This is a genomic window from bacterium, from assembly GCA_020444065.1.
Classification (GTDB): Bacteria; Sumerlaeota; Sumerlaeia; order SLMS01; family JAHLLQ01; genus JAHLLQ01.
In genome coordinates this window covers 167,688-187,534 of record JAHLLQ010000006.1, presented here as the reverse complement: position 1 = coordinate 187,534, position 19,847 = coordinate 167,688, and the positions used below count along the sequence as shown (strand labels likewise).

Sequence of the window (19,847 nt, the reverse complement as noted above, 5' to 3'; positions counted from 1 at the left end):
CTCAGAAGAACTCGTCCAGCAGTTGGTAGTACTCCACTAACTCTTCATTCACTTCCGTCAGTCCATACGCCGCCAGGAAATCCTGCTGGCAATCGCCTGCTCCATTGTAGCCCAAACTACGGAGCGCGAGCGCAACATCGCGGTAGATGGAACCGATACCCGCCCGGCCGATGTCGACGAAACCCGTTGCCTTCATGGTATCCGGATCGATCATGATATTGGGGACGCAGTAATCGCCGTGCGTCAGGAATTCGCCATCCTGAATCGGACGAGTCTGCAGCAACTCCGCAAACACTTCATCCGCCGAGCGGCCGAGGCGGCAGTCGTCGAAGTCTTCCACATCGACCTTCCCAAGTTCCACATGCCGGCGGGCAAGCTCGAGTTCCACGTCCAGGCGCTCATCGAACGGACAGTCCGCGGCTGGAGTCTCGTGCCAAAGCCGAAGGGCTTCGCCGAGAACACGAGCGGTCTCACGCGGCTTGCCTTCGATGACACGCGTCGCATCGACGCCCGGAACGGCGGACATTAGCAGAGCCTCCCTGTGATCATCCGTCTCGAAGTGCAGGAGCCGCGGCGCCGGCAGTCTTCCCGCCAGCCAGCGCAATCGCTCCGCTTCGTCCGAGAGGGGGAGCATCCCCTTTTCGCCGGAGAGCTTCAGGAAGACCTCGGCCCGCCCGTCGCGAGCGCCCCGCCAGGTCGAATGCCCAGACATGCCGATTTCCATGCGGCTCCAGTCAAAAGAAGAGCAGATCCGCCGCAATTCTGTAGAGAAATCCTGCAGAAATGGTCCATTCATCATGGTCTTCGCCTAAGCGACGCCCTCCGGCGACGCAAGTGGGAGCGTCATCCCCCGTCTAGGGCTTGCGTCCCCGCCCCCCGGCGCGTAGGTCCGACACCGTTTTTGAGATCACCGCAAGCGAGGACACACATGGCTTCGACCAATTGGCAACGCTTCAAGGACTATTACTGCGCACCCAAGGGCTTGGGGCTGGCGCTCGATATCAGCCGAATGGATTTTCCGGCGGACTTCTTCGACTCGATGAAGGCGAAGATGGAGAAGGCGTACAGCGACATGGAAGCGCTGGAAGGCGGCGCTATCGCCAATCCCGACGAGAAGCGCCAGGTTGGCCACTATTGGCTGCGCAATGCGGCCATCGCTCCCGACCAGGAGCGCCGCCAGGAAGTCATGTCGACCCTCGAAACCGTCAAAAAGGTCGCCGCCGACGTGCATTCCGGCGCCATCAAGCCCCCGAATGCAGACCGATTCCTGAACGTGCTGGTGATCGGAATCGGCGGCAGCGCACTCGGACCGCAGTTTGTCAAGGAAGCCCTCGGCGGCAATGACGATGCGATGGCCGTCTTCTTCCTGGACAATACGGACCCGGACGGCATGGATGTTGTCCTGCAGGGCCTCGAACCCGTCCTCGGAGAGACGTTGGCGGTTGTGATCAGCAAGTCCGGCGGCACGAAAGAAACCCGCAACGGGATGCTGGAAGCAAAGGCCGCTTACGAAGAGGTCGGGCTGGATTTTGCCGCCCACGCCATCGCGATCACCGGAATCGGCAGCAACCTGGACAAGGTCGCCGAAGCCGACGGCTGGCTCCGTCGTGTTCCCATGTTCGATTACGTCGGCGGCCGCACGAGCGAATTCAGCGCGGTCGGCATGTTGCCGGCGGCTCTCGAAGGCTTCGACATCGACGGCCTCCTGGCAGGCGCCGCGGCGATGGACGAATGCACTCGCAATCGCAACACGCCCCAAAACCCCGCCGCGCTGATGGCGCTGATGTGGTATTACGCAACGAATGGCAAAGGCGAACGCGACCTCGTGATTCTGCCCTACAAGGATCGCCTCTGCCTGTTCAGCAAGTACCTGCAGCAACTGATCATGGAATCGCTCGGTAAGGAGAAGGATCTGGACGGAAACGTTGTCCACCAGGGTCTTTCAGTCTACGGCAACAAGGGTTCCACAGACCAGCACGCCTACGTGCAGCAGCTCCGCGACGGCGTGAATAACTTCTTCGTCACGTTCATCGAGGTCTTGAAGGATCGCGAAGGCGCATCGATGGAAGTCGAGCCCGGCGTGACGTCCGGCGATTACCTGCACGGGTTCTTCCAGGGCACACGCACGGCACTCGCCGGCAGCGGCCGCGAATCGATGACGATCACCGTCGAGGATGTTTCCCCACGGACGGTCGGCATGCTGATCGCACTCTTCGAGCGCGCCGTCGGCTTCTACGCGACGCTCGTGAATATCAACGCCTACCACCAACCCGGCGTCGAAGCGGGCAAGAAGGCTGCCGCAGCGCTGCTGGAACTTCAGGGACAGTTGGTTGAGACGATGAAGGCCAACGCGGGTATCACGCTCAGCGCAGAAGGGTGGGCGGAGAAGCTCTCCGCCGCAGACAAGGCGGAAGAGATTTACCTGCTGCTGGAGCACCTCGCGGCAAACGGCCGCGGCATCACGCAATCCGGCCCGGCATCGCCGGCCGATGCGCAATTCGCCTGCTCGTAAGCGATGTTACACCTGCAAATCGGCAGGCAGCGCTTCCAGCTTTGGCTCGATGGGTTCGGGGACCTTGACGCATTTCAGGGTCCCCGCAACGTCTTTTAGACCATTTCCGGTAAGGACGCAGACGATGCGCTCGTCCCTGCCGATCAGACCCTCTTCGGCGGCCTTGACCACACCCGCAGCGGTCGCGGCGCAACTTGGCTCGCAGAAAATGCCCGCTTCCTGGGCCGTATCGCGCAGGCCGGCCTGGATTTCCTCTTCCGTGACATCGATCGCGGTTCCGCCGCTCTCGCGGATGTCGCGAACCGCCATGACACCGTTGCGGGGCGCCTCAACGACAATCGAATCGGCCATCGAGGACGCTCCGCGCAGCGTCGGCGGCACGTCGAGCCCCTCTCGGATCGCTCGCACGATCGAGTTGCTGCCCTCTGCCTGGACGGACAGCATCCGCGGCACGCGATCCGTCAATCCCGCGTCGCGCAGGTCTTTGAAGCCCTTCCAGAGACCGGACAGAATCACGCCGTCGCCGCTCGATACCGCCACAACATCCGGAACTTCCCATCCCATCTGTTCGGCAATCTCGAACGCTGCTGTCCTTTTTCCATCGATCGTATAAGGGTTATAGGCCGTGTTACGGTTATACCAGCCGAAGCGCTCGGTCGCGGCAAGGCTGAGATCGAAGGCATCGTCGTAGGTGCCCTGGACGCGAATGACGCGCGCGCCGTAGGCGAGAATCTGGGCCAGCTTGCCCTGGGGCGCCCCGGCCGGGACGAAGACGATTGCCTCCAGTCCGGTGGAAGCGCACAGCCCGGAGAGCGCCGTGGCCGCATTGCCCGTTGACGCCGCAGTGATCCGGCTGATGCCAAGCTCACGCGCCTTGGCCACCACGATCTCGGATGCGCGATCCTTGTAGGAGCCGGTTGGATTCCGCGTGTCGTCCTTGAAGAAGAGGTGCTTAAACCCTCTCTTTTCAGCGAATCGCCCCCCGGGAACGACGGGCGTATTTCCCACGATGACTGCCGGTAATGAATCCGGGCTCTCGATCGGCAGCAGGTCCATGTAGCGGCGTGTTCCGAGGGCTCTGGATGCGGCGATGGACTCGCGTGTAATCGGCTGTGGCGAAGCAGACCAATCGTAAACGATATCGAGCACCCCCCGCAGGCAACCGCCTGCTGGAGTCTCCGGCCCCTTCTCCGGCGACAGGTAGTGCATCGACTGGGGAGGGTACTCGGCACCGGATTCAGAACAGACCAACTTGTAGGGGAGCATGGCGGGCGATCCTCGTTCAAAAGATTAACCAAGAATGTTCGCGTAGATGGGTGTGGACGCTCAAGGGGAAAGGCTGTTTGTAATCGGGGCTTGAAAAGCACCCTCATGACGGTATGAAATGTGCCTCTGGTGGGATTGACGGTCGATTCCAAATCCGTTGACACGATTTCTCGATGGCCCGAGATTCCGGGTGATACGATTGAATGCCCAAGGTTTATCGAGAATGAGCTGCCGCAACCAAGGAAGAGCGGGCGGACTAGATGCCGAGTAACGAAGCCGACTATTATCGCCTTTTAGGGATCTCTCGCGACGCACCGGAGCGCGAGATCAAGAAGGCTTATTACGACCTGGCCCGCCGTCTGCACCCGGACAAAGCGAGTTCGCCCGAGGAGGCGTCCAAGAACGCCAGCGATCTCGCGCTGATCTCTCAAGCTTACAACACGCTCAAGGACGCTCGGAAGCGCCAGGAGTACGACGCCAAGCTTCGCGGCCGCTCGGCTGGCGGCGACCCCCCGGCATCCGCTCCCGCTCCGGCGCCTCGCAAGCCGAAAGCCAGTTCGGAGGACTCGAGTTCGTCCGCGTTGTCGGGCGATATGCCTCGCATCGGTGACGCCGAGATTCGTGCACAGAAGAAAGCCATGGCACAGAAGGCTTTCGTCCGCGGCATGCAGATGATGAAGCAGGATGATATCAAGCAGGCGTTGAGCTTCTTCGAAGCGGCCGTGAAGAACGACCCGGATTCCGATGCGCAATACCACCTGAAATACGCACAGGCGATCATGAAGGCACGCGGTAGTTTCACAAAGGCCGTCGAGCACGCGCAGAAGGCCTGTGAGATGGATCCGTACAGCTTGGACTTCAAGTTGGTTCTGGCAGAGATTCACGAGATGGCCGGCGTCCACAGCAAGGCGAAGGAGCTTTACCAGGATGTCTTGCGCTGGGATCCGACCAACGAACGCGCGAAACTGCGATTGGGATTCATGAAGGACGAAGAGGATTCGAAGAAGGGATTCTTCTCGAAAGTCTTCGGAAGCCTCCTGGAAAAAGGCCAGAAGAAGTGATGGGTGAGCAATTATGAGGACAATTGGGATCGATTTGGGGACGACAAACTCGGTGATTGCCTTCCTTGACGGCCAGCGCGTCGAGACCATTCCCAATTCCGAAGGCCAGAAGACGACTCCCTCCGTCGTTTTCTACAAAAGCGATGATGAAATCATCGTCGGCAATCTCGCGAAGCGCCAATCGCTCCTCCAGCCCCATCGCTGCATCCGTTCCATCAAGAGACTGATGGGCAAGCGCTACGCCGAACTGGCAGAATTCCTCGATGAGATGCCATTCAAGGTCGTCGAACTGGATGATGGAATGGCCGGTGTCGAATTGGAGGGCGGCGCCCGTCTGCGCCCCGAAGAGGTCTCCGCCGACATTCTCGATCGCCTTCGCATCGTTGCTGAAGGTTATCTCGGCGAGGACGTGCAGGAAGTCGTCATTACGGTTCCTGCGCACTTCAACGACCAGCAGCGTACGGCGACAAAATCTGCAGCGGAAATGGCAGGGCTTTCCGTCCTCCGAATCATCAATGAACCGACGGCCGCCGCGCTCGCGTACGGTCTAGAACGCGAACGCAAAGGCCGCGTTGCTGTGTTTGACTTCGGTGGCGGCACGTTCGATGTATCAATCCTGCAGATTTCCAAGGACATCTTTGAAGTCCTTTCGACGAACGGCGACAACAATCTGGGCGGCGATGACATCGATCGTCGCTTCTATCAAGAACTTTGCGACAACATCCTGCAGGAAACCGGCATCGATCCGACACAGGATTCCCAGGCCATCCAGCGTATCAACGAGGCCGCCGAGAAGGCGAAGTGCGAGCTCTCGTCCCTGACGAGTACCACCGTCTCTCTGCCGTTCATCGTGGCCGATTCGCATGGGCCGAAGCACTTCCAGCGCGACGTCACCCGCCAGCAATTCAATGAGTTGATGGAGCCCATCTTCCAGCGCCTGATCGAGCCCTGCAAGCGCGCGCTGAAGGACGCGAATCTAACGCCGCGTGACTTGGAGGAAGTCCTCCTTGTCGGCGGCTCTACTCGCATTCCGCGCGTGCAGGAAATCGTGCGAGAGTACTTCGGCCGTGAACCGAATCGATCCATCAATCCGGACGAAGCTGTTGGTGCGGGCGCTGCCATCCAGAGCGGTGTGATCTCCGGCGCGCTGCGCGAAGTTCTCCTGCTTGATGTTGCGCCACTGACGCTCGGCATCGAACTCGCCGGTGGCGTGTTCCGCGAACTGATCCCGCGCAACTCGACGATTCCTTGCGAGGCCAATCGCAAATTCACCACGGTTGTGGACAACCAGACCAGCGTGCTTGTTCACGTGCTGCAGGGCGAACGCAAGAAGGCTTCGAACAACCACTCGCTCGCAAAGTTCCGCCTCGTCGGAATCCCACCGGCGCCGAAGGAACTTCCTGAAATCGATGTGCATTTCTCGATCGACGCTAACGGCATTCTGAGCGTCACCGCGACCGATATGACGACCGGACAGCAAACGGGCGTAGTCGTTGAGGAATACGGGCAGATCGGTGGCGATCGGAAGCAAGTTGAGAAGCTCGTCGAGGATGCCGTCGCGCACGAAGATGAGGACAGGGACTTCGTCCGGTTCGCGGATCGCCGCGCGCGGGCCGCGCGCCTCTCCGATCTCGCGAATCGCACAATCGCCGCCGTCGGCGACGCGATGACCGACGAAGACTTGAAGCGTCTGAAGGAAGGTCTGCTGAAGCTCGATCTCGCGATCGAAGCCCAAAAAGACGTCGAGGTCGATACGCTCGAGGCGGAAATTCAGGAACTGCTGCAGGATTATCAGGAGAACTACGAGCTCCATCTGGCGCTGAATCGCGAATTCGATGGCTTCGCGCTCCCGCCATCGAACCCGGGTGGGGTTTCAACCCCCGCGCCGGTGGAAGAGGAGGAAGAAGATCTCCAGGTCGGTCTCGAACCTGAGGAAGCGCCCCCCTACGAGCCTCCGCTGCCGCCTGCAGCCGAGTCCTCGAAGGATGCCCAGCCGAAGCCAAAGACGCCCCTGCCTCCAAAGCCCAAGCGCGCGAACCTGCCTCCCAAGCCGACGCGACGACCAGCGCGCAAGGCTGACAAGGGAACCATGACTCCTCCGCCATTCTCGCCCGGATCGCCCGCGCCGGTCCCGCCCATAGACCCGGAAATCGAGGAGTCGCCCTACCAGATCGAACGCCCCGAATCGCAACACGAAGAGCCGGCCCCGATAGACCCGGAAATTGAAGAGTCGCCGTATCGGATCGAGCAAACGAATGCTCAGTACGTGGATCCCGACGCGGATTACGACCAGTTCGATCCTCCCACTATTCGACAGGCGCCCGAGCCTGATGCCGAGATCGACGAGCCGAACCGCGACTACAATGACTTCGATCCGCCGACTATTCGGGAAGCCCCGCAGCCCGGCCCGGCCCGCTGGGACGACGTCGACCTGAGTCCCGACCACGGGGACGAAGACCCGGACATGCCACCCCCGCCGCCCATGCCGTAGGGGTTTCGCAATACTCGTCGAGCCCGATCAGACGACGCGTGGAGTGATCGAGATTCCTGGTTAGATTGCGCCGATCAGTTCGGGCACTTTGCTCGCCACATCCTTCACGCCGGCGACATCCTTGGCGCCGCCCTGCGCGATGTCGGGCTTGCCGCCGCCCTTGCCACCGAGCGGACCGGCAACGGCGTTCACGACGCGTCCGGCCGGGTAGGTCTTGCGGGCGTTTTCGCCGCAAGCCGCCACGATGCCGACCTTGTCTGCGCTCGCAGAGATGGCAATCGCGATGCCATCGGCACCGAGCTTTTCCTGAAGAGTCGTCGCCAACGTACGCAACTCGTTCGTGCCCATCTCTTCCACGACCGCCGTGGCCACTTTGCAGCCACCGACTTCCTGCGCCTCTTCGATGAAGCGATCGAGGTTCGAGGTCGCGGCCTTCTGGCGTTCGCGTGCGAGCTCCTTCTCGAGCTGCTTGATGCGTGACTGCAATTGCCCGACGCGATCGACGAGCGCGCTGCCTTTCGAGGCCAGCGACATCTGCAGCGGCTGAAGGACGTCGTACTGATCTTCGATCTCCATCTCGACAGCTTTCTCGCCCGTCACGGCTTCGATGCGCCGCACGCCGGAGGCAATCGAGGATTCGCTGACAATGCGGAAGCGCGCCGCCTGGCCAGTATGGTCGAGGTGCGTACCGCCGCAGAATTCCAGCGATGCCAGCGCATCTCCGCGTCCCATCTGCACGACGCGCACGGTGGGGCCGTACTTCTCGCCGAACGGCGCGATGGCGCCGCGCTGACGCGCTTCTTCCAACGCCAACACATCGGTCGTTACTGGCAGATCGAGCAGGATGTGCTGGTTCACGTCTTCCTGGACCTTCCGCAACGTTGCGGCCGGAATCTGCTCCGGGTGTGAGAAATCGAATCGCAAGCCTTCCGGGCCGACCCACGAGCCGGCCTGCGTGATGTGATCGCCAAGGTGCTTCTTCAACGCCGCCTGCAGCAGGTGCGTGGTGCTGTGGTTGCGGCGAATTGCCATGCGGCGTTCGCGATCGACTTTCGCAGTCACGGTATCGCCCGTGTGGATGATGCCTGCCTCCAGTTCGCCACGATGCAGGAAGATGCCCTCCGGTGTCTTCTGCGTATCCATGACCTCGAACGTCGACTCGTGGGAATGCTCGATGAACCCCGTGTCGCCAATCTGGCCACCGGATTCGGCGTAGAAGGGCGTCCGATCGAGAACGATATCAGCCTTCGAGCCAGCTTCGAGATGATCGACCATCTTGCCGTCGCAGACGATAGCGAGAATCTTCGCTTCGATTCGAGGGAGCTTCGGATCGTATCCGAGGAACTCCGTCCCCCCTTTTTCGTCCGCAATCGGCTTCACGAGTTCCACGACTTCGTCCATCTCGGCACCCTGCCAACTGGCACGGCCGCGTTCCTTTTGCTCGCGCAGAGACTTCTCGTAGCCTTCGCGATCGACACGAATGCCGTGATCTTCGGCAATCTCGCGCGTCAGATCGAGCGGGAATCCGTACGTGTCCCACAGCTTGAAGGCTTCCGCGCCCGGGATCGCATTGTCGCCGCGATCGCGCGCCTGGTCCATCAACTCATCGAGCAACTTGATGCCGCGATTGCGGGTGCGCAGGAAGGCTTCTTCTTCGAGGCGAATGGCCTTGCGAATGAAGTCTGCCTTCTCTTTCAACTCCGGATACGTTCCACCCATGGCATCGATCACCGGATCGACCAGGTCGCCCATGAAGGGATGATCCATTCCGAGCAGCGATGCAAAACGCAGCGCGCGGCGCTGGATTCGACGGATCACGTAGCCGCGACCGATATTTCCCGGCGTGATGCCTTCCGCGAGGCAGAACGAAAGCGCACGCGTGTGATCGGCGATGGCATTGATTGCTAGCCGAACGCGCTCGGCCTCTGCCGTGTGTCCGCCCTCGTCAAGGACCTTGTAATACTTCACGTTCAGCAAATTCGCGGCAGACGAAACGATCGGCATCAACAGATCGGTTTCGTACGGCGTGCTGGCCTTGCCTTGCATCCACATCATGGCCGTTGTCATGCGCTCCAGGCCCGCGCCTGTATCGATGCCACGATTCTTCAACTGCGGACGGCTGCCGTCGCGCTGCTGATCGAACTGCGGGAACACCATGTTCCAGATTTCGAGAAACTTGTCGCCTTCCTCGTCGATGCGGTTGGCGAGAATCGGCATGTAGGCGTCTTCGCTCTTGCTCAGAGCTTCGCGAATCTCGCGCAGCTCTGCATCGGTGCCCATGAAGAAGCACAATTCGCTGCAGGGGCCGCACGCGCCGGTGTCGCCGGCGGGACCCCAGAAGTTCTGCTTCGCGTCGAGGCGCACAGGCGTGTATTGCAGGTCCGTCTCTTCGCGCCACAACTGCTCGGCTTCGTCATCGTCCTCGAAGATTGTCGGGAACAGCCGCTCTTTCGGCAGGCCCATATGCTCGGTGACGAACTTCCATGCCCAGCGAATGGCTTCGCGCTTGAAGTAATCGCCGAAGCTGAAGTTCCCCAGCATCTCGAAGAACGTGTGGTGACGCAGCGTCTTGCCGACGTTCTCCAGGTCGCTGCCCTTGCCGCCGGCGCGGAGGCACTTCTGGCTGCTCGTGGCGCGACAGTAGGGGAGCGGATCGATCTCGCCGCTATAGAAACGCTTGAACTGCACCATGCCGGCGCTGGTGAACAGCAACGTCGGATCGTCCGGCGGAATCAGCGGAGCGGACTCCACCAATTTGTGCGGGGCGTCCGGCATGTTGATGAAGTACTCCAGGTATTCTTTGCGCAGTTCGTTTCCAGAGAGAGTCATGGCATCTTCAGATCAGTGGATTTGACGGGGTCGTACGCCCGCGGGCCAGCGTTCTCGCGCCCCTGCCCCTCGCCCCGCAAGGAGAAAGCGCCTCTCGGCACCGGAGGCCCCGCAAGATTCCCCTTTCGCTCGTTTGACGGCCGGTTTCACTCTGCCTTCAGCTCAATCGGGAACGACGATCCATGGATCAGTTGAAAATGCTCTCCGCCATCCTGGCTGCCATTGTCGCAGCGCTGGCGATTGCAATTGCCTGGAAGCAATCAGACGGCGAGCGGAATGCTGGAGCCTCAAGTTCGATCATTCCGCTGCTCTGGACGCTGCTGTCGGTCCTGGCCGTGGATGCTCTCTTCCGTAGCGGAATCGATTTCCTGCAGGGCGGCGACGAGTACGCGCGCGCCATGTATGCGACCTACTGGTCGATCGATCCCTTCTTCGCCCCCCCGGACCATATCTGGCTCGCCGGGCAATTCTACATTCTGGGCGCCCTTGCGCGTCTCGTCTCCAGTATGCCCCTGGCGGTCGCAGCGACCAGTATCGCTGGAACGCTGGCAACGACCTATTTCGCCTACCGGTTGGGGACGCGGCTCTGGAAGCATCCTATAGCGGGCGTCACATCAGGCCTCTTGGCGGGGACGCACTGGGTTGTTCTCTGGGCTTCCGTGAATCCGCACGCCGAAGTCTTTTTCCTGCCGGCACTGCTTGCAGGGATCGAGCGCTGGGTCGCCGGCTGGCAGGCCACCGACGAGCCGATCAGGGCCGAGCGTCGCTATCTCGCCGCCGCTGCCTGGTTCGCATTCGGGACGATGTTCCGCTTCGAGATGTGGTACGTCGGGATTCTCTTCGGCTGCTTCCTCATTTTTCGCATCGGCCGGGCACTCTTCCGCAAGGATGTTCCCAACGCCAACGCCTGGTATCCGCTGGTCGGCTGCGTTCTGCTAATGACCTATCCTGCATGCTGGATGATCAGCAGCACCGTGCATCTCGGGTCGCCATTGGGGTTTGCCAAGGACGCCACCCAGATGAACACCGACACGAACATGCTCTACGACTTCTCCACGCCCTGGACTCGATTTGTCATCTATCCAAAGATCCTGGTTCAAGATCACTGGAACTTCCTGGTGTTACCTGCAGCCGCCGGTGTTTTCGCACTTGTTCGACGCCGACGTCTGGCGTTCTACATCGTCGCCTGGGCGATTCTGCTGCTCTTCTCGATGGTAATCACACTGAAAGCCGGCGTTGGTTCTAATAATCGTCCGCGCTACACGATGTTTCTCCTGCTGCCATTGATTGGATTGGGCGCAGGACTTCCCGCGCTCCTGTGGGACCAGGGGAGGGGAGCGCTCCGAATCGCTCTTCGCGCGGCTGTTGTTCTCTTACTTGTCGTGTTCGTTGGCTGGTCCGCCAGATACGGTCGCGCCAATTACCCCAATGCGTATGGATACAGTCCCGAAGCCCTCATGGTCTTCGACCGGCTTGAGCACGAGTGGGACAACGGCCGTCCCTGGGTCGATGGGAAGCTCGGGTACCTCCCGATCCAGCCGCCGGACACTGCGCTTTTCGTTATGGGCATTCCCGGTCGAGGCGAGGACCACTGGATGGCGATGTACCACTCACACTGGCCGGATCGCGTTTACCCTGTCTGGAACGCCGAGGGACTGCTGAACGTCTATCAGACAGCGGCCGCGGGCTCCCGCGTCCTCGTGCGTCAGCCGGCGCCCGAGATCGAAGTTCCCGAACGCGCCCATCATCGCGAGAGAATCGGAACGTTCGACCTATGGATCATGGAGTAGGCTCCAAACCAGCCTTTGAAACAATCAGTCCAGGTATTTATGCAGGCCTGCAATGCGAGCATGCGAGCGGCAGAGGCAGAAAACGCGTCAATCGGATGGATTATCCTGTTGCCGTGTACCAGCGCGTGGCTCCATATTAGGAGAAACGCCAAGGCGTACGGGTGGTCATAATGAGCGTGGCGAAACAGACGGGCAGACTTCTGACGGCACTTGGCGCGGCGCTTCTCGCGACATGCGGAGTGGCCCGTGCAGATGTCGTGCTTGACGGCGAGGCGATGATCACGGTCAGCGCCGGGGCCGATCTGTGCCACGATCCCGCGATTGCAGTCGGCCCGAATGGTGCAGTCGCCGCCTGGAGCGCCTTCATCGACGGTCGCAACCGCATCCAGATCGCGGCCCGGATCCGCAACGAGTGGACCCCGCCCCGGTTTGCCCTCGATTCCGGCACGGCCGATTGCCGCGAGCCCATCGTTGCTATCGATTCGAATGGCAGCCCGGCGCTTGTCTGGATCGAAGCCGAGACAGATTCGCACGTCCTGAAGTTCTCCCCGGTGGTTTCTCGTGAGGATCCCCAGACAGTTTATTCCTCCGGCCAGGGCATGATTGAAACGCCCTCGCTGGGATTCGATGGCCAGGGACGACCGCTCGTCGCCTGGACAGAGGGCAACGGCGCCAGTTACTCCGTGGCCTTGTCGCGCTTCGATTCCGACAGCAACACGTGGACGAAGATTCCGCTGACCATGCGCCCGGAGGCCTACGACATCCTCCCGACTGTCTTCGGCGGACCGCAGCCGACCGTGCATTGGTACGCGCTTGATGGACAGGCTTTCCAGATGAAGTCGGCGCTGATCGAGGAGCGCGGATGGCGTTCTCAGTCGGTCGGCGAATTGGATGCTCTCCCTGCGAACCGGCTCCCGATCCTCTACCAGACGGCACCTGGACTCAGCCCCGGAGCGATCTGGGTTGAACCGCAGGACGACGGCGAACTCCTTCTGACCTACGATCCGCGTCGCGCCGAAGGAGATCGCGTGCGTGGCCTCCCGAGTCAGCCCGCCGCGCGTCAACTCGAGCCCGACGCTGTGGATGGGCGCACCGAACCCGCCTACGCATGGCGCGAAGAGACCCCGCAGGGCAGCGATCTGCTCGTCCAGAGCGGTCCGGAGCGCCTGCGCGTCTCAGGTCTCGAGCACGTCGCGCAGCCCCGTCTGGCCGCCGGCCCGAACGGGGAACTGCACCTGCTCTTCATCAGCGATCAGATCGAAGGCGGCACCGGCCAAGTCTACTGGACACTCCTCCGGTAGCGCTTTCTTCCCCACTGACAATAAACAGCTTAGGTTTTACTTGTTAAACAGAAACTCGATGACGTCGCCGTCCTGCACGACGTAGGCTTTGCCTTCCGTGCGCAGTTCCCCGTGATCGCGACAGGCCTTCATTGATCCGCGATTCATCAGGTCTTCGTACTTCACGACCTCGGCGCGGATGAAGCCCTGCTGGATGTCGGAGTGAATCGCGCCGGCAGCTTCCGGAGCGGGCGATCCGCGACGAATCGTCCAAGCGCGAACCTCGTCCTTGCCACCGGTCAGGAAAGACATCAGGCCGAGCAACTCGTACGAGCGGCGGATGATGCGCTCGCTGCCGGGACGCTCGATGCCGTACTCGCCCATGAAGATTTCGCGCTCCTCGGCATCCAATTGCGCAATCTCCTCCTCGATCTTGCCCGCCAGCGCGTCGACCATCGTGTGAGGACGCCCGGCGCGCTCGGAAAGGGGTGCCAGTGCTGCCGGATCCGCGGCAGCCTCCACCGATTCCGTGTTCACGAGATAGAGCGTTGGCTTCAGCGTCAGGAACTGGAACCCGCGGATCGCGAGCAGTTCCTCCGACGTGAATTCCAACTCTCGCAGCGGCTGCCCGGCTTCGAGTGGTCCTTGAGCCTTTTCGAGCGCAGACTGCTCGGCGCGCAGCCGATCCTTCTCTGCGCCCGCCACGCGCATGATCTGCTTTTCCATCTTCGGCAGGCGGTTCTCGACCTTCTGCAGATCGCTGATCGTCATTTCTAGTTCGAGAGCTTCAGCCTCAGACGCCGGATCGGGAGCACCCAAGCCACCATCGAATCCACGCAGGATAACGACCAGCATCTCCGTCTGGCCCAGCAAGGTCAGCGCGGCCGTCGGAAGACCGGAGCCCTCCTGCACCTGGAGACCGACCAGATCGACGTACTTCACCGTCGCATGAGTGACCTTTTTTGGCTCGTACAGCTCCGCCAGCCGATCCACCCGCTCGTCGGGCACCTTGACGATTGCCTGGTTCGCTTCGAGCTTGCCGGACGGCGCCGTGGAGGCGCTCTGTCCCGTCAAAGCATTGAAAACCGTTGTTTTTCCACTGCCAGGCAGCCCGATCAGTCCGATATCCATAGTCCGGAGAAGGTCCTTTCAAAAATCACGCGCCCGAGACTGAAACGGGGAACGGGCCTGGAGTGCAAGGCGAGTTAACGCTGGGGCGGGGATACCGTCGCGGTCATGACGTGGCGCTTGCGCTCAAGACTCGCGGCCCCGAAATTCAGCAGGAGTCCACGCTCGATGCCAGTGGCCTTCAGGTAATTGAGCAATTGAGCTGTCTCCGTTCCGGTGAGCTTCGACAAAGCCTTCAACTCCACAATGACTGAATCGAAGCAGATGAAGTCCGCCCGGTAGCTCGTCTTCAGAGGAACATCCTTGTGCGTGACGGGCAGCGCCACCTCGCGCCGGAACGTGATGCCGCGCGACTCGAATTCGATCGCGAGGGCTTCCTGCTAAACTGGCTCAAGGAACCCGCGCCCCAGGACCTTATGCACCTCCATCGCCGCTCCGATGATGGCATAAGTCTCCGGATCACGCTTCTCAGAGGAATTGTGGGACGCGGTCATATTCCTTCTCCTCATGGCCTAATGCTGATTTTGTACTCCAACAGTCAGTGGGCAAGTGCAGTTGATGTTATCCGCAGATTAGAATGATTACGCAGATTCAATATTCTTTCGCTCGAAATCCCAGATCCTTGGCACTCTCTCTTTCCCAATCTGCGCAATCTGCGAAATCTGCGGATGCCTCCCCCCAACTCTCTCTTGCCATCGCACCATCGCCCATCTAGGCTACTCTGCTGATTCAGCCCCGGGCAGATGGGCGCGGGGGGATTCCGATCATTGTGGGAGCAGACATGGTGAATCGTTTTTGGAAGTCGACATTGATCCTGGTGGCTGTGGCAGTTCTCCTGGGCACCTCAGCGCGGGCTGAAGACGGCAAGGTCACGCCGATCAACAGCCGCGAGTACTTTCCGGGCGTTGTAAAGCTGATCGACGGCGCGAAGCATTCGGTGAACATCTGTCTTTACGAGGCCGAGTACTACCTCAACTACCCGGACAGTCCGTCCAATGCGCTGGTCGAAGCCCTGATCCATGCCGCAGAGCGCGGCGTCGAGGTCACCGCCGTGATTGATCGCTCCTCCTTCTGGGCCGCGGGACGGCACGACATTCCGAACATGCGCGTGGCCAAGCGACTGGCTCAGGCCGGTGCGATGGTCTACCTGGACCCGGACGAGATCACGAGCCACCAGAAGGTCATCATCGTCGACCGCGACGCGGTTGTTGTCGCCTCTGCAAACTGGAAGCACTACTCACTGGTGCTGAACAACGAGGTCGGCGTGATTCTGTGGTCGAAGGAAGCGGGCCGCGAGTACTACCAGTACTTCGCGAAGCGCGTGGCCGATGCGGCTCCGTTCGTTCCCGAGGGCACCGACCTCGCTCCGCTGGCCGAGGCCGTATCGCCTGCCGACGTTGACATGGCAACCTATCCCGCCGCCGACATCGAGTATCTGAACAATCGCTGGTACTATGTCCGCCTGGCCCACGCCATTCGCGAGGCGCAGAAGAGCATCGACGTCGTGCAGAATTACGCGAAGTGGTATAACAGTGTTTACGGCGAAGTCCCCGGCCGTCCGGCGATGAAGCCCTCGGAGACAAACCTGCTGCTTGAAGAACTGGTTGCCGCCAAGAAGCGCGGCGTTCGCGTTCGGGTGTGCATGGATCTTAGCTGGACCAGCACGCAACAAATCGAGTGGGACGACTCCGAGATGGAGTTCGCGAATCGGCTGGATGCCGCTGGCATCGAGGTCTATCGCGACGATCCGGGTCGAACGACACACGCGAAAATGCTGCTGATCGACAACGACACGGTCGTCGTTGGTTCGACGAACTGGAGCTTCGAGGCTCTGGAGAAGAACAACGAAGCCTCCGTGCTCGTTCGCTCGAAGGACATGGTCACCGAAGTTTATCGCCCATGGGTGGACGACATTTTCGCGACCGCGACGAACTACAAAGATCCGCTTCCGGATCCGGCAGAAGTCGAAGCGGCGGATGATGTACTGGACTGAATCGCAGAGAGTATCGAGTTACGCCCGCGGGCGGGGGATGGTCCCCTGTCCGCGGATTTCTTTTTAGTTCAGGCGGAGCACTTCTCATCGTCCCCGCAGCAACCGCAGGCCTCTCCAACCATGATGTCCGCGCCACCTTCAGCGCTGTCCGGGCGTTCGCCCAGCAATCGCAGCGCATTCATCACGACAAGCAATGAAACGCCCATGTCTGCTGCAATCGCAGCCCACAGTGTTGCGATGCCCAGCAACGTCGCGACGACGAATGCGCCTTTCACGACAAGTGAGAAGACGATGTTCTGGTGAATAATCCCCAGGGTGCGGCGCGAGTGCTTCACTAACCACGGCAAGCGTGAGAGATCGTCTTTCATTAGTGCGATGTCCGCGGTTTCGAGGGCGACGTCCGTCCCGACGGCACCCATCGCGATGCCCAGACTTGCGCGTGCCATGGCCGGTGCGTCGTTGACTCCATCGCCTACCATGGCGACGGCGCCGTGCTCGGCGACCAATTCCTCGATGGCAGTCAGTTTGTCCTCGGGCAGCAGTTCAGCCCGGACATCGTCGATGCCGGATTCCGCGGCAATGGCGCGAGCCGTCGGTTCATTATCGCCTGTCAGCATGACGACTTTGCGAATGCCTGCGTGGTGGAGAGCGTGAATGGTCTCATGCGCCTCTGGTCGCACCGCATCCGCGAGCGCGATCAGACCGCAAACATGCTCTTCGTTCCCGAGCACGACCACGCTGTTGCCGACCGACGCGAGTTCTTCAAACTGGGCACGCAACTCGGGCGTTTCGTGAACGCTTTCCGACAGCAGCCGATGCGACCCGATCCAGAATTCTCGGCCGTTTCGCCGGGCACGCGCGCCACGGCCTTTCAACGCCTGATAGTCTTCGGCGGCCTCGAACTGCAGTCCCTTTTCACGCGCGTGCTGCACGATGGCCTGCGCCAGCGGATGCTCGGAACGCGCTTCCAACGATGCCGCAATCTCGATCAACTCTTCCTCTGTGTGTCCATTGAGAGGAACGACCTTGCGAACCTGCGACTTGCCAATCGTCAGTGTTCCCGTCTTGTCGAGCGCGAGCGCCTTCAGGCGCGATGGGAGCTCAAGGTACAAGCCACCCTTCACGAGAACCCCCTGGCGAGCGGCACTTGCCAGCGCGGCGACAATGCTGACCGGCGTCGAAATCACGAGCGCGCAGGGGCACGCGATCACCAGAAGAACAAGTGCCTGGTAGAACCACTCGTCCCACGGCTCGCCGAGCAGAAGCGGCGGGACGACCGCGATCAGTGCCGCCATAGCCATCACTGCCGGCGTGTAGACGCGGGCGAACTTGTCGACCCACTGCTCAGTGGGGGAGCGCTTGCTCTGTGCATCGCGCACCATATGAATGATGCGCGACAGTGTTGTTTCTTCTGCTTCCTTCGTCGATTCGAATTCAATCGCGCCCGAACCGTTGATTGTTCCGGCGTAAACGTTCGCGCCTATCGCCTTCTCGACCGGGACTGATTCGCCCGTGATCGGGGCTTCGTTGACCGTCGTGTCGCCCTTTAGAATCTGTCCATCGAGCGGGAACTTCTCACCTGGGCGCACGATCACGGTCGTGCCTACGGCGACGCGGTCGACATCGACCATCTCTTCGTCGCCGTCGTGCGGACAGATGATGCGCGCCTTTGGCGGAGCCAGCGCCATCAATGTACCGATCGCCCGGCGCGCGCGGCCGACACTCCATGATTCAAGAAGCAGCGATAAGGCGAACAGGAATGCCACGGTTGCCGCTTCGAACCAGTCACCGAGAACCACGGCGCCGATCACAGCAACAGTCATCAGTAGATTCATGTCGGGGCGAAGGCGGCGCGCGGATGCCGCCGCTTTCGGGAAGACAAACCAGCCGCCCGTGATGATCGCCAGGCTGTAAAGAATCACCGGGGCGATTGGCATGGGGCCGTCGGTTTCTCCCCAACCAAAGGCAGCAGGGAAGCCTCCGATCGCCGCGTGAATCACAAAGCCGGCCGCCGTGGCAGCTCCGCTCGCCGTAGTCATGACCGAGCGCCCCCGGCGCTCCCAAAAGGCCGTCTCTTCGTCCGCCCCCTTCTCGGTCCATGGCTTTGCAGTCATGCCTGTGCGTTTGACGGCGGCAGCCAAGGCCTCTAGATTCGTCGAGGCAGGATCGAATTCTACGGTCATTTTCGCAGACAACAAGTCGAACGACAGCTCGCCCACGCCATCCATGGGGCTCAGTTCAGCCTTCAGCGCGGCGATTTCCTCTGCGCAGTCCATTCCCAGTATTCGAAATGCAGCCTGATTCATTGCGCTCAACCGGTCAGGGAGTACGATCCGAGCCGTTCCGCGGCGATCGAATCGCTGGTCGATTGCTGAAGCCCAATCCGTGCCGGGAATATCAACCCGCCGGCAGGCGATCCTTCAGCATCCCCCACGCGATGTTGACGCGCTTGGTTTTCGACTCGGCCATCTTGCGGAAGTCTTCGTCATCGTGGAACTTGTCGGGGTGGTACCGCATCAGCAGCTTACGATACGTGTTCTGAGCCTGTTCGCGCGGCGTCTGCATCGTGACCGAGAGGATATCGAGCGCCTCGTCGATACTCATGTTGGCCTGTTCCTGGGCGGCCTTCTCGCGCTCGGCCTTCTCCCGGGCACGGCGCGCTTCTTCTGCCTTCTTCTGCTCGCGCTCCTTACGGGCCTGCTCTTCCTTTTCCCGAGCGGCTGTCGCATCGATTTCCCAGCATCCATCGTGCGTGCGCTTCACTTGCCCACGAAGATCGGTGCGCAGCAGTTCCTCCACATCAAGGCGCGAAAGCGGACGCCCCATGGCCTCCAGGGCTTCCTGGATTTGCTTCACTGCCGGCGGCTCGAAGGCGCGTTCGATGAACTCATGGATGTAATGCGCCAGGAAATGCCGCAGATGCGGATCGTCGAGGAAATGCTCCGGCATCGTGTCCGTCTCGACAGCACCAAAGTCGGCCGGCGTGACGTCTGCCTCGCTCAGTATTCGGCAGAGCCTGCCGACAGAGGCCTTCAACTGGCTATATAGACTCAGCAGCGGGCCGTACTCGAGAATCTCCGGCTCTTGGATATCCTTTTCACGCGGCGTTCGGCCAAATCCGACCGCCTCGTTCAGAATCACGATCTTGCCCTCGTGCTCTGCACCAACGACCGAGCGGGCGCGCTTGGCGAGATCGTGCGTCATGCAGACGATCAGATCCGTGCGACGCAGAATCGGGCTATCCACCGGCTTGCTGCGATGTTTCGAGATGTTCAATCGGTTGCTGCGGAGAAACTGGATGACCGGCAGCGGGGGAGGAGCAGCGTTTTCCACGTCCAGGCCGGCGCTTTCGAAGCTCGAGCCGATCGCGTTCATCTCCGCGGCCAGCTTCATGCTCAGCACACGCGCCATCGGCGCCCGGATCAAATCCGATGAACTGACGTACAGGATTTGCATGGAACCGCCGCGTACCCCTTGAGATCATCTCCTGTCCGCGC

12 protein-coding genes and 1 pseudogene are annotated in these 19,847 nt (G+C 60.9%); 6 read left to right on the top strand and 7 right to left on the bottom strand.

Annotated elements, in window-relative coordinates:
• Position 1: 1 nt before the first annotated feature.
• Positions 2 to 799, bottom strand: a complete 798-nt coding sequence (locus KQI84_15100; GenBank protein MCB2156202.1) for an aminoglycoside 3'-phosphotransferase — start codon at positions 797 to 799, stop codon at positions 2 to 4.
• Positions 800 to 928: 129 nt separating this feature from the next.
• Between KQI84_15100 and KQI84_15095 the strand changes: the two genes are divergently transcribed.
• Positions 929 to 2,512 (top strand): glucose-6-phosphate isomerase, encoded by a 1,584-nt coding sequence (locus tag KQI84_15095; GenBank protein MCB2156201.1) that lies wholly within the window; start codon positions 929 to 931, stop codon positions 2,510 to 2,512.
• Between the two features lie 6 nt (positions 2,513 to 2,518).
• Here the strand turns inward: KQI84_15095 and thrC are convergent, their stop codons facing one another.
• On the bottom strand, positions 2,519 to 3,778 hold the full coding sequence (gene thrC / locus KQI84_15090) for a threonine synthase (protein MCB2156200.1): 1,260 nt from the start codon (positions 3,776 to 3,778) through the stop codon (positions 2,519 to 2,521).
• A gap of 260 nt (positions 3,779 to 4,038) precedes the next feature.
• Here thrC and KQI84_15085 point away from each other — a divergent pair, with 260 nt between their 5' ends.
• Both KQI84_15085 and dnaK read left to right on the top strand, forming a co-directional pair.
• A complete protein-coding gene (locus KQI84_15085; GenBank protein MCB2156199.1) occupies positions 4,039 to 4,839 on the top strand; it encodes a DnaJ domain-containing protein in 801 nt (266 codons plus the stop codon).
• Positions 4,840 to 4,852: 13 nt separating this feature from the next.
• Positions 4,853 to 7,330, top strand: a complete 2,478-nt coding sequence (dnaK, locus tag KQI84_15080; GenBank protein MCB2156198.1) for a molecular chaperone DnaK — start codon at positions 4,853 to 4,855, stop codon at positions 7,328 to 7,330.
• A gap of 60 nt (positions 7,331 to 7,390) precedes the next feature.
• Here dnaK and alaS read toward each other — a convergent pair whose 3' ends face one another.
• Positions 7,391 to 10,159, bottom strand: a complete 2,769-nt coding sequence (alaS, locus tag KQI84_15075) for an alanine--tRNA ligase (GenBank protein MCB2156197.1) — start codon at positions 10,157 to 10,159, stop codon at positions 7,391 to 7,393.
• A 182-nt stretch (positions 10,160 to 10,341) separates the two neighbouring features.
• On the opposite strand from alaS, the gene KQI84_15070 reads away from it, so the two are divergent.
• Both KQI84_15070 and KQI84_15065 read left to right on the top strand, forming a co-directional pair.
• Positions 10,342 to 11,949 carry a glycosyltransferase family 39 protein gene (locus KQI84_15070; GenBank protein ID MCB2156196.1) on the top strand — a complete coding sequence of 536 codons (1,608 nt, stop codon included), beginning with the start codon at positions 10,342 to 10,344 and terminating at the stop codon, positions 11,947 to 11,949.
• 170 nt (positions 11,950 to 12,119) lie between these two features.
• Complete coding sequence (locus KQI84_15065) at positions 12,120 to 13,250, top strand: hypothetical protein (GenBank protein ID MCB2156195.1); 1,131 nt, start codon at positions 12,120 to 12,122, stop codon at positions 13,248 to 13,250.
• Between the two features lie 36 nt (positions 13,251 to 13,286).
• Here KQI84_15065 and KQI84_15060 read toward each other — a convergent pair whose 3' ends face one another.
• Together KQI84_15060 and KQI84_15055 are read right to left on the bottom strand one after the other, a co-directional pair.
• Positions 13,287 to 14,360: a YchF family ATPase gene (locus KQI84_15060; protein MCB2156194.1), complete on the bottom strand. Its 1,074-nt coding sequence runs from the start codon at positions 14,358 to 14,360 to the stop codon at positions 13,287 to 13,289.
• Between the two features lie 74 nt (positions 14,361 to 14,434).
• Positions 14,435 to 14,851: pseudogene (locus tag KQI84_15055) on the bottom strand (GxxExxY protein).
• A gap of 287 nt (positions 14,852 to 15,138) precedes the next feature.
• Between KQI84_15055 and KQI84_15050 the strand changes: the two are divergent.
• Positions 15,139 to 16,350, top strand: a complete 1,212-nt coding sequence (locus tag KQI84_15050) for a hypothetical protein (GenBank protein MCB2156193.1) — start codon at positions 15,139 to 15,141, stop codon at positions 16,348 to 16,350.
• 68 nt (positions 16,351 to 16,418) lie between these two features.
• Here the strand turns inward: KQI84_15050 and KQI84_15045 are convergent, their stop codons facing one another.
• Both KQI84_15045 and KQI84_15040 read right to left on the bottom strand, forming a co-directional pair.
• Positions 16,419 to 18,656: a heavy metal translocating P-type ATPase gene (locus KQI84_15045; protein MCB2156192.1), complete on the bottom strand. Its 2,238-nt coding sequence runs from the start codon at positions 18,654 to 18,656 to the stop codon at positions 16,419 to 16,421.
• Positions 18,657 to 18,747: 91 nt separating this feature from the next.
• A complete protein-coding gene (locus KQI84_15040; protein MCB2156191.1) occupies positions 18,748 to 19,806 on the bottom strand; it encodes a DnaJ domain-containing protein in 1,059 nt (352 codons plus the stop codon).
• Positions 19,807 to 19,847: the final 41 nt, after the last annotated feature.

Coding starts and splice junctions, on each gene's coding strand:
- KQI84_15070 (MCB2156196.1), top strand. CDS start 10,342: ATGGATCAGTTGAAAATGCTCTCCGCCATCCTGGCTGCCATTGTCGCA.
- KQI84_15040 (MCB2156191.1), bottom strand. CDS start 19,806: ATGCAAATCCTGTACGTCAGTTCATCGGATTTGATCCGGGCGCCGATG.
- KQI84_15095 (MCB2156201.1), top strand. CDS start 929: ATGGCTTCGACCAATTGGCAACGCTTCAAGGACTATTACTGCGCACCC.
- KQI84_15100 (MCB2156202.1), bottom strand. CDS start 799: ATGATGAATGGACCATTTCTGCAGGATTTCTCTACAGAATTGCGGCGG.
- alaS (MCB2156197.1), bottom strand. CDS start 10,159: ATGACTCTCTCTGGAAACGAACTGCGCAAAGAATACCTGGAGTACTTC.
- dnaK (MCB2156198.1), top strand. CDS start 4,853: ATGAGGACAATTGGGATCGATTTGGGGACGACAAACTCGGTGATTGCC.
- KQI84_15065 (MCB2156195.1), top strand. CDS start 12,120: ATGAGCGTGGCGAAACAGACGGGCAGACTTCTGACGGCACTTGGCGCG.
- KQI84_15085 (MCB2156199.1), top strand. CDS start 4,039: ATGCCGAGTAACGAAGCCGACTATTATCGCCTTTTAGGGATCTCTCGC.
- thrC (MCB2156200.1), bottom strand. CDS start 3,778: ATGCTCCCCTACAAGTTGGTCTGTTCTGAATCCGGTGCCGAGTACCCT.
- KQI84_15045 (MCB2156192.1), bottom strand. CDS start 18,656: ATGAATCAGGCTGCATTTCGAATACTGGGAATGGACTGCGCAGAGGAA.
- KQI84_15050 (MCB2156193.1), top strand. CDS start 15,139: ATGGTGAATCGTTTTTGGAAGTCGACATTGATCCTGGTGGCTGTGGCA.
- KQI84_15060 (MCB2156194.1), bottom strand. CDS start 14,360: ATGGATATCGGACTGATCGGGCTGCCTGGCAGTGGAAAAACAACGGTT.